Consider the following 13851-nt stretch of genomic DNA (forward strand, 5'->3'; position numbering starts at 1 on the left):
ACTATCCTCCTGTGCGGAGTGTAGCCGAAATTAACCGTCATGGCGCGCGCCATTGGCATCCGGATCAGGCGCCGCTGATGATCTGGCGCAAGGCTTGCTCGAACACTTCCGGCGGCTGGCCGCCGGAAATCAGGTGGCGCTCGTTGATGATGACGGCCGGCACGGAATTGATGCCGTTTTGCTGATAGAAGCGTTCCTGCGCGCGCACCTCGTCCGCGTAGGCGCCGGACGCCAGCACCTCGGCCGCCCTGGCCGTATCCAGGCCCACCTTGCCGGCCACGGCCAGCAAGACCTCGTGCGAAGACGGGTCCTGTCCCTGCGTGAAGTAGGCATCGAACAGCGCCATCTTGAGTTCCTTCTGGCGCCCTTCCAGGCCGGCCCAGTGCAGCAGCCGGTGCGCATCGAAGGTGTTGTAGATGCGGCCGCGCTTGTTCATGGCAAAGGTAAAGCCCAGCTGATCGCCGCGCGCGCGGATGGCTTCGCGCGACTGCGCCATCTGTTCTTCCGTGGAACCATATTTGCGGGCGATGTGTTCGCCGATATCCTCGCCCTCGGGCGGCATGTTGACGTTCAGTTCGAAGGGCTGGAAATGGATCTCGGCCTGGACGGTGTCTTGCAGCTTGTCCAGCGCCTGTTCCAGCGACTTGAGGCCGACCACGCACCAGGGACAGGAAACGTCGGAAACGAAATCGATGCGGACGGGAACGGGTGTGGCGAAGGGGGTGGAAACGGACATGGTGGCAGCCTTTGCGCGAGTCGGTGGCGGCCGCACCGCGCGGCGCCGCAAGCACAGCATATGCGTGCGGGCCGTCGGAAATCAAGCGCTTACTTTTTCTTGACGGGCGCCTTGGCCCCATCCTTCTTGCCGCCGATCTTGCTTTCCTTGCCAGCGAGCAAGTTAGCGATATTCTGGCTGTGGCGGTAGGCCAGCAGCACGCTCATGACGATCACCGCCAGCAAGATGGGATCGACGCCAAACAGCAAGCCATAGTAGAACGGCGCGAACAGGGCCGCCACCAGGGCCGCCAGCGAGGAATAGCGGAAGGCGTAGGCGATGATCAGCCAGGTGGCCAGGGTTGCCAGGCCCAGCCATGGATTGATGCCCAACAACACGCCCAGCGCCGTCGCCACGCCCTTGCCGCCGACAAAGCGGAAGAACACGGGCCACAAATGGCCGAGGAAAACGGCGATGGCGACCAGGGCCACGGCCGTGTCGCCCACGCCCAGCGCGCTGGCGAAGTGGTCGGCCAGGAACACGGCCAGCCAACCCTTGGCGCCATCGCCCAGCAGGGTCATGATGGCGGCGCCCTTGTTACCGCTGCGCAACACGTTGGTGGCGCCCGGATTTTTCGAGCCATAGGTGCGCGGATCGGCTATGCCGTAGACCTTGCTCATCACCACGGCGAACGAAATCGAGCCGAGCAAGTAAGCGGCCACTGTCATTGCCACGGTTGTGATTACTGGATTCATTTCTTCCCTTTGTTATGTTTATTGCACCAGCATCAAGGCTGGCGCAGCAGAATATACACCAGCGCCCCGTCCAGGGACAGGGCAGACCCCGGCTTTCTTGCCCGCTTAATCGTGCAAGGCGCACTGCACCGGTTTGGCTTTCAGTAAATCCAGCAGCACCTGCGGCGCCAGCGAAACGAGAAAACCACGCCGGCCGCCATTGATATAGATGCGCGGCAACTCCAGGATGGATTGTTCCACATACACGGGCATGGCCTTCTTGGTGCCGAACGGCGACGTGCCGCCGATCATGTAGCCGGAATGGCGCTGCGCCACCTCGGGCTTGCACGGCTCGACGGACTTGCAGCCGATGCAACGCGCCAGGTTCTTGGTCGACACCTTGCAATCGCCATGCATGAGCACGATCAGCGGCCGCGCCGCCTCGTCCTGCATCACCAGGGTCTTGATGACGGCATGCTCGGGTACCCCCAGTTCGCGCGCCGAGACGCTGGTGCCGCCGTGCTCCTCATAGGGATACGGGTGTTCTTCGAATGAAACTTGATGCTTGCGCAGCAACTGCGTCGCCTGCGTTTCGGAAATATGCTCTTTTTTAGCCATGCGTGATACGCTGATCGTTCAGTGAGGAGTGCTAATTATGCAGCAAGAAATCCGCTTTGCCACATTCAATGTCTGCAACCTTGCCCCTGCCGGGGCGAAACTGTATGACAACCTGGAACCGTTGAGCCCCGCGCAATACGAGGCCAAGGCGGAGTGGACAGCGCGGCAGATCGACCTGCTCGACGCCGACGTGATCGGTTTCCAGGAAATCTTCTCGCAAGCGGCCCTGCGCGACGTGCTGGCGCGCACGCGCCGCTACCGCGAGGCCGTGCAAGCCGGCTACGACGCCATGGACGCTGCCGGGCGCATGCTGCCGACGGTGGCGCTGGTCTCGCGCCTGCCCCTGGCCGGCCCGGGCGTTGCCTTTGCGAATTTTCCTGCCGGCGTGCTGCTGCCCCCCGACAGCCAGGCACCGGACGACAACGCCAGCCGCTTCGCCCGCGCGCCCCTGCATGTGCAGGTCATGCTGCCCGGCGGACAACTGACGGACGTGGTGGTGCTGCACCTGAAATCGCGCCGTCCCGACTACCGCCATGGCGACGGCGGCGATGCGCTCGCGTATGCGCTGGCCAACCTGCGCTCGCTGCAGCGGCGCGGCGCGGAAGCCGTGGCCCTGCGCGTGCTGGTGAGCGAACTGGGCCATAGCGGCCGTCCGCGCATCGTGCTGGGCGACTTCAACGACATCGCCAACGCCGTCACCACGGCCATCGTCATGGGCGCCGGCGCGCCGTGCGAGCTGCATGGCGACGCGCCCGACATGCGCGAGCGCCTGTATGACGCCAACGCCATCCAGCAGCGCCAGGATGCCGCGCGCCATGCGGGCTACACGAATATCCACGACAGCGCCTACATGACGATCGACCACATCCTCGTTTCCGAACATTTCCACCCCGCCTCGCCGCGCGCCATCGGCGTGGTGCAGGACGTGCTCTACCTGAACGACCACCTGCTGCTGGGGCTGCCGCATGCCTCGGACCATGGCCAGGTGCTGGCGCGCATCAAACTGCTGGGAAACATCAATTAGCGAACAGCTTGCCCGGCGCGCTGCCATCGACTTGCGCGCTGGCATAGCGGCCCTGGTATCGCTGGCAACCCTGCGCCTGCAGGTAGGCCAGCTGCTGCGCCGTTTCCACGCCTTCGGCGATGACCGTCAACTGCAGCTCGCGCGCCATGGCGATGATGGTGGCGGCCACTGCCGTATCGCCATCCGCACCGGACAGGAAGGAAGGATCGATTTTCAGCTGGTCCACGGGGTAGTGGCGCAAGTTGGCCAGGCGCGAATAACCGGTGCCGAAGTCGTCGATGGCCAGCTGCACGCCCAGCCCGCGCAGCTGCGCCAGGACGCCGGCCAGGCGCGCGCCCCCCTTCATCAGCAGCGTTTCCGTCAATTCCAGCGTCAAACAGGCTGCCGGCAAGCCCGATGCGTGCAATGCTTCCTGCACGCTGTGCAACAGGTTATTGTGCAGGCATTGCGCCGCCGACAGATTCACGGACACGCTCCAGTCTTGTCCCCCGTCCAGCCAGGCCCGTGCGCGACGGCAGGCTTGCTGCAGCACCCAGTTGCCGATCGATACCATCAAGCCGCATTCCTCGGCCACGGCGATGAAGCGCTCGGGCGGTAGCAAGCCCAGCTGCGGATGGCGCCAGCGCAACAACGCTTCGGCGCCGGCGATCCGGCCGGCGGCAACATCGAGGACGGGCTGGAACTCCAGCACGAATTCCCCGTTGCCGAGCGCGGCCCGCAGCCCCTGCTCCAGGCTGGCCCGCTCGACGATTTGCGCATTCATCTCGGCATTGAAAAACTGAAAATTGTTACGCCCGCTTTCCTTCGCGTGGTACATGGCGACATCCGCATTGTGGATCAGGCTGTCGATGCTGTCGCCATCGCTGGGAAAGATGGCCACGCCGATCGAGGCGGCCACCTGCAGCTCGTGGTCGCCCAGCTGGTACACCTGCGTGACGGCTTGCAGCAGGCTGGCCGCCACGTGCGCCGCCTGTTCGATGCCGCCCACCTCGGCCAGGATGATGACGAACTCGTCGCCGCCGTGGCGGCTGACCGTATCGACGCCGCGCACACAGCGCACCAGGCGCCGCGCCACTTCCTTCAACAGCAAATCGCCCACGTGATGGCCCATGCTGTCATTGATGTGCTTGAAGTGATCGAGGTCCAGGTACAGGATGGCCAGCATGCTCAGCTTGCGCCGCGCGGCGGCCAGCGCCAGCGACAGCCGGTCCAGCAGCAGCACCCGGTTCGGCAGATCGGTGAGGAAATCGTGCTCGGCCAGGTGGCGCGTGTGTTCTTCCGTTTTCTTGCGCTCGCTGATGTCGCTAAGGATGGCCATGTAATTGCTCAATTGCCCTTGCGAATCACGAATGGCCGTCAGCGACAGCCAGGCCGGATAGCGCTGGCCCTGTTTGTGCTGGCCGACGATGTCCCCTTGCCAGTAACCATTCGCATCGACCTCTTCCCACACGTGGTCGAAGAAGGCCAGCTCGTCCGGCTCCGCGCGGTGCATGACAAAGGGCTTGCCCAGCATGTCATCGGGGCTGAAGCCGCTGATCTCGCTGTAGGCGGGATTCATGCTGACGACGCGCTGCTGCGGGTCCATCACCACGATCGCCTCGCGCGCGTGCTCCACCACCTGCGCCGACAGGTACAGCGCCCGCTCGGCCAGTTTGCGGGAAGAAATATCGCGGATCACGGCATAAAACAGATACGTATGGTCAAGCGTGACGGAGGTGAGCAGCACCTCGCCCCAGAACAGTTCCCCCAGGCAGGTTTGATAGTGCCAGTCATAGCGCCAGTTGCCGTGCGCGTGGGCCTGCGCCGCCAGTTGCGTGCCGCGCAATGCCGACAATTCGCCATCGGGCTGGCGCAGGGGCGAAAAGTCGCTGAGGCGGCGCCCCAGCAGGCGCGGCCGGTCTTCACATTGAAACAGGGCAATGGCGGCCGGATTGGCTTCGGCGATGTGCTCGTCGCGCAGCAGCACGATGGCATCCGCCGATTTTTCATACAGCTGGCGGAAATTATCGCCCATCAGCAACAGTGCGCCCTGCACGGCGCCATCCTGGCCACCGGCCGTGATGTCGATATCGAGGCATACCACTTGCCGCACGCGCCCCGACTGGATGACAGGGAACAGGGTGGAACAGATGCAGCGGGGCGCGAGGCCATCGCTGCCCAGCTTCCACAGCCGGGCGCTGCGCGCCTTGCCGCTATGCCAGACGGCCGCCAGTTCGCCGGCAAAATCCTCGGCGAACGTGGCACCCTCGGGCAAGGCGGCGGCCACCCTGGCCCATGCCTGGCCCAGCGCCAGCTCGGCCGACACGCCGTACAGGCGCGCCGCGCCCGGACTCCAGTAGCGCACGATGCCTTCGTGATCAATGCCGCGCACGGCCATGCCGGGTGCTTGTTCGACGGCGGCAACGATAATCGACAGCAAATCGAGCGCCCTGCCGGCCGGCCCCGCTCCAGGCCCGGCAGCAACCAGCAGGCGGCCCGGCGACGGGGCGGCTCCGACAATCCGATCAGACATCAGACCCCCCGTGGCGCGGCCACGCCGCAGCCGGCGGGAGCATGGCCTGTCCGGTGGCGCAACCATCCCCGTCATTCTTGCGCGCCGGCGAATCGGCTTATTGAGGATGCTCAAGCATCGTGGCCCGGCCACGCCGGCGCGGCCTGTGCGGCGGATGCCTCTGGCGCCCGTTTTTTGCATTTCATCCCCGTTTTTGTGCAATCTGTCGCACGGCGATGGCAGCCGGGCTTGAATCTTCATAAAGTGGCAACATGCGCATCGTCGTGAACGGCCGCAGCGGCAGGCGTGCCGCTGCAGCCCGCCACGACGGTGCGCTACCCGAATTCCCCCGGCCCGCCACAGGCCGGGCCGCACCGAGACCTGGCGCCGAACCTTCGCGCCGCCGCCTTCAAAGAGTCCTATGAAAAACGAGACATTGCCACCGGCATCCCCCCTTGCAGCCAAGCGCAGCCGGCGCTGGCGCGCCCCCGTGCTGATCCTCATCGTGCTGGGCCTGGCCGGCGGCGGCTGGACCGTCATGCAGTCGAAGCAGCAGGCGGCCAAGGCGGCCGAGCAGCAGGCCAGCAAGAAGAAGGACAAGGAAAAGACGCCCGTGCATGAACTGGCGCAAGGCGACGTGGCCGCCATCGATGCGCGCGCGCTGGCCATCAGCCTGCCCCTGTCCGGTTCCCTGGCGCCCCTGACGCAAGCCACCATCAAGGCCAAGGTTTCGGGCGTCATCCACGAAACGACCTTGCAGGAAGGCCAGAGCGTGTCCGCCGGGCAAATCCTCGTGCGCCTGGACGCGGCCGACCAGCGCGCCCGCCTGACGCAGCAGCAAGCCATGCTCGACGAAGCGCAGGCGCGATTGTCGATGGCGGCCAAGAACGAGGCCAACAGCCAGGCCCTGCTCAAGCAGAAGTACATTTCGCAGACGGCCTACGACACGACGCAAAACTCCGTCGACCTGGCCCGTGCCGGCGTCAAGTCCAATGCCGCCATGCTCGAACTGGCGCGCATCGCGCTGGCCGACACGGTGATCCGCGCGCCGATGGCCGGCATCGTCAGCAAGCGCCACCTGCAGGCCGGCGAAAAGGTCTCGCCCGACATGCCCGTCTACACCATCGTCAACCTGGCGCAGCTGACCCTGGAAGCGCCCGTGCCCAGCGCGGAAATCCCCCGCATCAAGCTGGGCCAGGACGTGCATTTCAAGGTCGACGGCTTCGGCGCGCGCGACTTTGCCGGCAAGGTCACGCGCATCAACCCCACCACGGAGAGCGGCTCGCGCGCCATGCTGGTGTATATCGCCGTCGACAATGCCGATGGCGCGCTGCGCGGCGGCATGTTCGCCAAGGGCAGCATCGTCACCGAGCGTTCGCCAGTGGCGCCGCTGGTGCCCCTCACGGCCGTGCGCAATGAAAAGCAGGGCCCCGTCGTGTATGCGCTGGTGGGCAACAAGGTGGTGGAACAGCCCGTCACTTTGGGCTTGCGCAACGAAGATGAAGGCTACGCCGAGGTCAAGTCGGGCCTGGTGCCGGGCGCCAAGGTCATCGTCGCCAGGCTCGATGGCGTGAAACCAGGCCACGGCGTGACCTTCGCCGGGGCAGCCGCCGCGCCCGCCGCGCCGGCCGCCGTGCTGGCACGGAAGGATTAAGCCATGTGGATGACCAAAGTCAGCATTCAGAACCCCGTCTTCGCCACCATGGTCATGGTGGCGCTGGTGGTGCTGGGCATCTTCTCCTACCGGGGCCTGGGCGTGGAAAGCATGCCCAGCGTGCAGTTCCCGTTCGCCGCCATTGAAGTGAACTACCCGGGCGCCTCGCCCGAAGCGGTGGAAAACGACATCACGCGTCCCATCGAGGATGCCGTCAACACCGTCAGCGGCATCAAGACCATCCGCGCCAACTCGTGGGAAGGACGCGCCGGCGTCTATTTGGAATTCGAGCTGTCGACGAACATGGACAAGGCCATGCAGGACTTGCGCGACAAGGTGGCCCTGGTGCGCCCGCGCTTCCCGAAGGAAGCCAAGGACCCGTTCATCGCCCGCGCCGAAGGCGACAACGAACGCCCCATCGCCACCATCGTGCTCACTTCCACCGGGCATGACCTGCGCGAACTGTCGACCATGACGGAGCAGATCATCAGCAAGCGCTTCCAGGGCGTGGCCGGCGTGGGGCAAGTCAAGCTGCGCGGCCTGCGCGCGCGCCAGATCCTCATCAGCATGAAACCCATCGAACTCAATGCCCAGGGCATCGGCGTCGATGAAGTGATCCGCGCCATCCAGGCCACGAATACCAATTTGCCGGCCGGCTCCATCAGCCACGGCGCGGCCGAGCAGCTGGTGCGCGTGGAAGGCAAGATCAAGGATGCGCGCGAATTCGGCAAGATCATCGTGGCGCGCCGCGCCGTCGGTCCCGTCTACCTGGACCAGGTGGCCACCGTCGTCGATGGCGAGCAGGAAGAACTGTCGATCTCGCGCATGAACGGCCAGCAGGCCGTGACCATGGAAATCACCAAGGTGCAGGACGCCAACGTGGTCGAAGTGGGCACCGGCATCCTGAAAGTGGCGGCCGACCTGCAAAAGAGCCTGCCGCCCGATATCACCCTGCGCGTGCTCGACGACGAATCGGAACGCGTGCAAAGCCAGCTCGATAACGTCAAGCGCACCATCATCGAAGGCGCCGTGCTGACCATGGTCATCGTCTTCCTGTTCCTGCACTCGTGGCGCTCGACCATCATCACGGGATTGACCCTGCCGATCTCCGTGCTGGCCAGCTTCATCGCCATGAAGGCCTTCGGCTTTACCCTGAACTTCCTGACGCTGATGGCCCTGTCCCTGTGCATCGGCCTGCTGATCGATGACGCCATCGTGGTGCGCGAAAACATCGTGCGCCACCTGGGCATGGGCAAGAACCACTACCGGGCGGCCAACGACGGCACCAATGAAATCGGCCTGGCCGTGATGGCCACCACGTTTGCCATCGTCGCCGTGTTCGTCCCGGTGGCCTTCATGGATGGCATCATCGGCCGCTTCTTCCTGCAGTTCGGCATCACCGTGGCGGTGGCCGTGCTGGTCTCGCTGTTCGTCAGTTTCACGCTCGACCCGATGCTGTCGTCCGTCTGGCGCGACCCCGTCAAGGACCGCTTCAAGTACGCGCCGTGGCTGGGCCGCTTCATGGCCTGGATCGAGACGGGCATCGACCGCCTGCACGTCTGGTACGGCAAGGTGCTGGCCGTGGCCCTGCGCTGGCGCAAGACCACCCTGGCCACGGCCGTGGCCCTGTTCGTGGGCAGCCTGATGCTCGTGCCCATGATCGGCGGCGAAATGTTCCCCGAGACGGACCAGGGCTGGGTCAACCTGCGCTTCAAGACGCCCGTCGGCTCCAGCCTCGAATACACGGATAGCAAGGTGCGCCAGATCGAAACGGCGCTGAAGGAATTCCCCGAGATCGACAGCCTGGTGGCCAACGTGGGCACGCAGGATGGCCGCAACACGGCCGAGGTCAACCTGAAGCTGACGGATATCAAGAAGCACAAGCGCCGCTCGCAGCAGGAACTGGAAAAACTGATCCGCGAGCGCCTGGCGCCGATCGCCGGCATCACCCTGTCCGTCGGCCAGCGCCCCATTTTCATCGCCATCCTGGGCACGGATGAAGGCAAGCTCGATGCCGTGGCGCATACCCTGATGGACAAGATGCGCACCATCAAGGGCCTGGCCGACATGGAGTACAGCCAGGAAGGCGCCAACCCGTCGACCACGGTGAAGATCAACAACGAACTGGCCAGCGACCTGGGCCTGTCGGTGCAGCAGATCGGCAATGCGCTGCGTCCGTTCGTGGCGGGCGACACGGTCAGCCACTGGCTGGCCTCCGACGGGCAGAACTACGACGTCAACGTGCAGCTGCCAAAATCCGGGCGGCAGAAAGTGGCCGACCTGGCCGACCTGTCGCTGGCGTCGAGCAAGCTGGACGCCAACGGCAAGCCGATCATGATCCCGCTGCGCCAGGTGGTGGACTTCGTGCCGTCCTCCAGCCCGCAAGTGCTGAAACGCCAGGCCTTGCAGCGCAGGGTCGCCATTTATGCGGGCACGCAGGGCCGCCCTGCCGGCGACGTCGACGCCGACGTGCAAAAGGCCATGAAATCGATCGACCTGCCGCCCGGCGTGCGCTTCGACGTGGCCGGCAATGCGCAGCAGATGGCCGAAACCATGGGCGGCGCCATGATGGCGCTGGGGATCGCCGTGATCTTCATCTACCTGGTGCTGGCGTCGCAGTTCGGCAGCTTCCTGCAGCCGGTCGCCATCATGGTGTCCTTGCCGCTGTCGCTGATCGGCGTGCTGCTGGCATTGCTGATCACGGGCAGCACCCTGAACATCTTCTCCGTGATCGGCTTCATCATGCTCATGGGCCTGGTCACGAAGAACGCGATTTTGCTGGTGGACTTCACCAACCAGCGCCAGCGCGAGGGCCTGGGCCAGTTCGCGGCGCTGATGGAAGCGGGGCAAGTGCGCCTGCGCCCCATCCTGATGACCACCCTGGCGATGGTCTTCGGCATGCTGCCGATGGCCATCGGCATGGGCGACGGCGGCGAATCGCAGGCGCCGATGGGCCGCGCCGTCATCGGCGGCGTCATCACCTCGACCATCCTGACCCTGGTGGTGGTGCCCGTCGCCTACACCTACCTCGACAGCCTGGGCAAGCGCGCCGCGCGCTTCTTCCGCGCCGGCGAGCATGCTGAAGTCAGCGAAGACGCCGGCAAAGCGCCCGCCCACTGATCCACCGGTCGCCTTCACCGTCCCCGCATTGGCGGGGACGACGCGGCGGCTTCCTGAAGAGAGCTTCAGTTGACCAAAGCGGCTGCGCTGGCTAGACTGTTCCCGTTATCAATTGTATGGAGTGACTCGTGGGTGCTTGTTCCAGTGACAGTAGTCGATTGACCATCGGCGATCGGCCTTAGGCAAGACGCGCGCATTCCGCCCGCCCTGCCCATGGCAAGGTGTGGTTTTACCGGCGGCGATGTCCATTCGCCGCCACTTCCCTCCTCATCGTTCCACCGTTATCGCCTGCTGACCCAATCCGGGCGGACTGTCTTCGCCCTGTGCACTCGCCTGTTCCTCCCCAGCCGGGAGAAACTGATGGTGGTATTTGACTTTGCGCTGCGCGTTGCCGCGGCATTGACCCTGGGCGCCATGATCGGCGCCGAACGCCAGCTGCGCCAGCGCATGGCGGGCCTGCGCACGAACGCGCTGGTCTCCGTCGGCGCCTCACTGTTCGTCATGGTTTCCGTGCTCGAAGGCGATCCCGATGGCCACCTGCGCATCGCCGCGCAGGTGGTGTCGGGCATCGGCTTCCTGGGTGCCGGCGTCATCATGCGCGAAGGCATGACGGTGCGCGGCCTGAACACGGCGGCCACCCTGTGGTGCTCGGCCGCCATCGGCGTGCTGTGCGGCCTGGGCTTCGCGCTGGAAGCGGCCATCGGCACGGCCTTCGTGCTGGTCGCCAACCTGGTGCTGCGCCACCTGGCGCAGCGCATCAACACGCACGGCAGCGAAGCGGGCATCGAGACGGAAAGCATCTACCGCGTCACGGCCGTGTGCGAGGCGGAGCAGGAAGTCCAGGTGCGCAACCTGATGCTGCGCATGATCAGCGGCATGCCGGCGCTGATGCTGCAATCGCTGCACAGCGAGGACGCGGCGCAGGCGGGGCGCATCGAAGTGCGGGCCGACCTGCTCACGCCCCTGTCCAGCCTGGGATTGCTGGAGCAGATCGTCAGCCAGGTCAGCCTGGAAGGCAGCGTCTCGGCCGTGCGCTGGGCGCTGGTGAATAACGCGGAATTTGTCGCCGAACGGGGAGTGTGATGATGAAAAAACTGTTCCACTGGTTCGCCAAACGCGGCCCCGGCCGGCCCGCCTTCGCCACCTACCGCCTGACCGTCACCTGCCCGGCGGCGCAGGCCGACCACGTGGTGCGCCTGCTGCTGGCCGAGCTGCAGGGAGCGGGACTGGCGCCGTCGCAGCTCGTGCGCAGCTGGGAAGAAGGGCGGCAAAGCGTGCGCCTGATCGCCACGGTGCTGTGCCAGCTGGTGCAGCGCGCCGTGCTGGTGCGCTTCGTCAACCGCGCGGGCGCCTGGCCGCAGGTGCGGCAAGTGCGCTGGGAGGGCGTCGCGCCTTCGCCTTCAATCTGACGCGGGCAGGCGCATGATGAACAGCGCGCCGCCACCGGGGCGGTTCTGCGCCGCGATGCTGCCGCCGTACGCGTGCACGATGGCTTGCGACAGGGCCAGGCCCAGGCCAAAGCCGGGCGCCTCGCCCGCGCGCGCCTGGGCGCCCCGGTAAAAGCGCTCGAACAGGTGCGGCAGGTCTTCCACGCCGATACCCGGCCCCGCATCCGCCACGCCGACGATCGCCTGCGCGCCGTCGCGCGCCACGTGCACCGTGATGCTGCTGCCCGGCGGCGAAAACTTCACCGCGTTATCCAGCAGGTTGGCCAGCACCAGGTCCACGGGGCCGGCCGCCACCCTGGCCTGCACGAGCGCGCCTGCATCCAGGTCGATGCGGATGCCGCGCTGCGCCGCCGCCTTTTCCAGGCGCTGCGCCGCCGCCCGCACGAGCGGATTGAGCGCGATGGTTTCCACGGCATTGCGCTCCTGGCCCACGTCCAGTCGCGTGAGCATCAGGAGTTCTTCCACCAGGGTCGTCAGCCGCTGCACTTCATCGAGGCAGGATGCCAGCGCGTCGACATACTCGGGCGCCTCGCGCGGTCGGCGCAGCGTGATCTCGATTTCCGTGCGCAGGCGCGACAGGGGCGAGCGCAATTCGTGCGAGGCGTCGGCCGTGAAGCGGCGCTGCGCATCGTAGCCGTGCTCCAGGCGGTCCAGCATGGCGTTCAGGGTATCGACCAGGCGGCCGATTTCATCAGGCGTGCCCGGATGCGGCAGGCGCTGGTGCAGGCTGGCCTCGCCGATCGAATGGGCCTGGCGCACCACGTCGTCGATGGCGCCCAGCACGCGGCGCGTGAGCATTTCGCCGGCCAGGCCCACGGCCGCCAGCAAGGCCAGCGCCATGGCGCCAAACAGCACGGTGGCGGCGGCCAGCACGTGATTGGTGTCGTCGAGCGAACCGGCCACCTGCACCGCCAGGCCGGCGCCGGAGGTCGGCACGGGAATCGACACCATGCGCAGCGGCTCCTCGCCGAACTTCGGCAGGGTTTCAAAGACCGTCTCGCCGGCCGCCAGGCGCGCCAGCAGGGCCGGCGGTGCCGGCAGCTGCGCGCCCTCCAGGTTGCGGCTGCGCGCCAGCACGCGGCCTGCGCCATCGATGATCTGCACCAGGCGGTCGAGCCGCATCAGCGACGGCGGCGCCTGGCCCGATGCCATCTCGTGCACCTGCACGGGCTGGCGCGGCGCGGCCGGCAGCATGGCCATTTCCGTCTCGCCCAGCGCCAGCAGGGCCGCATCGAGCTGGCCGTGCACGGCGCGCGACAGCCCCCAGTAGCCGGCCAGGGCGGTGCAGGCGACGATGGCGAGGATCACGGCCAGGTGCACCAGCAGCAAGCGCTTGCGAAAGCTAGCCACCGTTGTTTTCCGCCAGGCGGAAGCCCCGTCCGCGCACCGTGTGTATCAATTGCGGCAAGCCCGCCGCATCGACCTTGCCCCGCAGGTTGCGCACGTGAACGTCGATCAGGTTATCGATGCCGATCAGGTCAGCCTGCCAGATCTGCTCGGCCAGGCGCGCGCGGCTCACCACTTCGCCCGCCTGGCGCAGCAGGATCAATAAAATCGCGTACTCCTTGGGCGTGAGCACCAGCGGCGCGCCGCCCCGCGTCACCTGGTGGCTGACGGGATCGAGCGTCAGGTCGGCCAATCCCAGCACCAGCGGGCGGCTGATGTCGGAGCGGCGCAGCAGGGCGCGGATGCGCGCCAGCAGTTCCTCGAATTCGAACGGCTTGGTCAGGTAGTCGTCGGCGCCCGTGTTCAGGCCCGCCACCCTGTCGGCCGTGGCGTCGCGCGCGGTAAGCATCAGCACGGGCGTCTGGATGCCGCGCGCGCGCAAGTCGCGGCAAAAGTCGATGCCCTGCTTGCCCGGCAACATCCAGTCCAGCACGATCACGTCGTAGTCGACGGCGTAGCTTTCGTCCTCGCCCTCTTCCGCGCTGTGCGCCACGTCAACGACGAAGCCTTCTTCCTGCAAGCCGCGGGCCAGCAGGCGCGCCGCCTTGCGGTCGTCTTCCACCAGGAGGATTCTCATGCCTGCCTTTCCCATTGTGCCGCG

The 13851-nt window shown here is 66.1% G+C and carries 11 protein-coding genes; 5 read left to right on the forward strand and 6 right to left on the reverse strand.

The window, feature by feature from the left end; translation table 11 throughout:
* Positions 1-64: 64 nt before the first annotated feature.
* From ACZ92H_RS04255 to ybaK, 3 genes are all read right to left on the reverse strand, one after another.
* Entirely contained in the window at positions 65-736 is a 672-nt protein-coding gene (locus tag ACZ92H_RS04255) for a DsbA family oxidoreductase (protein ID WP_465047913.1), read from the reverse strand.
* Positions 737-825: 89 nt separating this feature from the next.
* The gene (gene plsY, locus ACZ92H_RS04260; RefSeq protein WP_465047911.1) at positions 826-1470 is read right to left on the reverse strand and encodes a glycerol-3-phosphate 1-O-acyltransferase PlsY; all 645 of its coding nucleotides are present in this window, start codon (positions 1468-1470) and stop codon (positions 826-828) included.
* Between the two features lie 105 nt (positions 1471-1575).
* Positions 1576-2067: a Cys-tRNA(Pro) deacylase gene (gene ybaK / locus ACZ92H_RS04265; RefSeq protein WP_131372220.1), complete on the reverse strand. Its 492-nt coding sequence runs from the start codon at positions 2065-2067 to the stop codon at positions 1576-1578.
* A gap of 37 nt (positions 2068-2104) precedes the next feature.
* On the opposite strand from ybaK, the gene ACZ92H_RS04270 reads away from it, so the two are divergent.
* On the forward strand, positions 2105-3091 hold the full coding sequence (locus ACZ92H_RS04270; RefSeq protein WP_131372221.1) for an endonuclease/exonuclease/phosphatase family protein: 987 nt from the start codon (positions 2105-2107) through the stop codon (positions 3089-3091).
* On the opposite strand, the gene ACZ92H_RS04275 is transcribed toward ACZ92H_RS04270, so the two are convergent.
* Positions 3084-5603 (reverse strand): sensor domain-containing protein, encoded by a 2520-nt coding sequence (locus ACZ92H_RS04275; RefSeq protein ID WP_465047910.1) that lies wholly within the window; start codon positions 5601-5603, stop codon positions 3084-3086. The two genes, ACZ92H_RS04270 and ACZ92H_RS04275, sit on opposite strands and share 8 nt — an antisense overlap.
* A gap of 400 nt (positions 5604-6003) precedes the next feature.
* Here ACZ92H_RS04275 and ACZ92H_RS04280 point away from each other — a divergent pair, with 400 nt between their 5' ends.
* The 4 genes from ACZ92H_RS04280 (at position 6004) to ACZ92H_RS04295 (ending at position 11765) form a co-directional block, all read left to right on the forward strand.
* A complete protein-coding gene (locus tag ACZ92H_RS04280) occupies positions 6004-7236 on the forward strand; it encodes an efflux RND transporter periplasmic adaptor subunit (RefSeq protein ID WP_465047908.1) in 1233 nt (410 codons plus the stop codon).
* A gap of 3 nt (positions 7237-7239) precedes the next feature.
* A complete protein-coding gene (locus tag ACZ92H_RS04285; RefSeq protein ID WP_465047907.1) occupies positions 7240-10356 on the forward strand; it encodes an efflux RND transporter permease subunit in 3117 nt (1038 codons plus the stop codon).
* A gap of 363 nt (positions 10357-10719) precedes the next feature.
* Positions 10720-11439, forward strand: coding sequence for an MgtC/SapB family protein (locus ACZ92H_RS04290; RefSeq protein WP_465048440.1), 720 nt, complete (start codon positions 10720-10722; stop codon positions 11437-11439).
* Positions 11439-11765: a hypothetical protein gene (locus ACZ92H_RS04295; RefSeq protein ID WP_131372231.1), complete on the forward strand. Its 327-nt coding sequence runs from the start codon at positions 11439-11441 to the stop codon at positions 11763-11765. The genes ACZ92H_RS04290 and ACZ92H_RS04295 overlap by 1 nt, the downstream gene beginning before the upstream one ends.
* On the opposite strand, the gene ACZ92H_RS04300 is transcribed toward ACZ92H_RS04295, so the two are convergent.
* Both ACZ92H_RS04300 and ACZ92H_RS04305 read right to left on the reverse strand, forming a co-directional pair.
* Positions 11757-13154 (reverse strand): sensor histidine kinase, encoded by a 1398-nt coding sequence (locus ACZ92H_RS04300; protein ID WP_465047906.1) that lies wholly within the window; start codon positions 13152-13154, stop codon positions 11757-11759. The genes ACZ92H_RS04295 and ACZ92H_RS04300 overlap by 9 nt on opposite strands.
* Positions 13147-13827 carry a response regulator transcription factor gene (locus ACZ92H_RS04305; RefSeq protein WP_131372235.1) on the reverse strand — a complete coding sequence of 227 codons (681 nt, stop codon included), beginning with the start codon at positions 13825-13827 and terminating at the stop codon, positions 13147-13149. Before ACZ92H_RS04305 ends, ACZ92H_RS04300 begins: the two co-directional genes overlap by 8 nt.
* Between the last annotated feature and the right edge of the window lie 24 nt (positions 13828-13851).

It is taken from the genome of Janthinobacterium foliorum (assembly GCF_978021625.1).

What these genes read in the sequence shown, in the direction of transcription:
- plsY (WP_465047911.1), bottom strand. Translation starts at nt 1,470, where the DNA reads ATGAATCCAGTAATCACAACCGTGGCAATGACAGTGGCCGCTTACTTG.
- ybaK (WP_131372220.1), bottom strand. Translation starts at nt 2,067, where the DNA reads ATGGCTAAAAAAGAGCATATTTCCGAAACGCAGGCGACGCAGTTGCTG.
- ACZ92H_RS04255 (WP_465047913.1), bottom strand. Translation starts at nt 736, where the DNA reads ATGTCCGTTTCCACCCCCTTCGCCACACCCGTTCCCGTCCGCATCGAT.
- ACZ92H_RS04285 (WP_465047907.1), top strand. Translation starts at nt 7,240, where the DNA reads ATGTGGATGACCAAAGTCAGCATTCAGAACCCCGTCTTCGCCACCATG.
- ACZ92H_RS04280 (WP_465047908.1), top strand. Translation starts at nt 6,004, where the DNA reads ATGAAAAACGAGACATTGCCACCGGCATCCCCCCTTGCAGCCAAGCGC.
- ACZ92H_RS04275 (WP_465047910.1), bottom strand. Translation starts at nt 5,603, where the DNA reads ATGTCTGATCGGATTGTCGGAGCCGCCCCGTCGCCGGGCCGCCTGCTG.
- ACZ92H_RS04270 (WP_131372221.1), top strand. Translation starts at nt 2,105, where the DNA reads ATGCAGCAAGAAATCCGCTTTGCCACATTCAATGTCTGCAACCTTGCC.
- ACZ92H_RS04305 (WP_131372235.1), bottom strand. Translation starts at nt 13,827, where the DNA reads ATGAGAATCCTCCTGGTGGAAGACGACCGCAAGGCGGCGCGCCTGCTG.
- ACZ92H_RS04295 (WP_131372231.1), top strand. Translation starts at nt 11,439, where the DNA reads ATGATGAAAAAACTGTTCCACTGGTTCGCCAAACGCGGCCCCGGCCGG.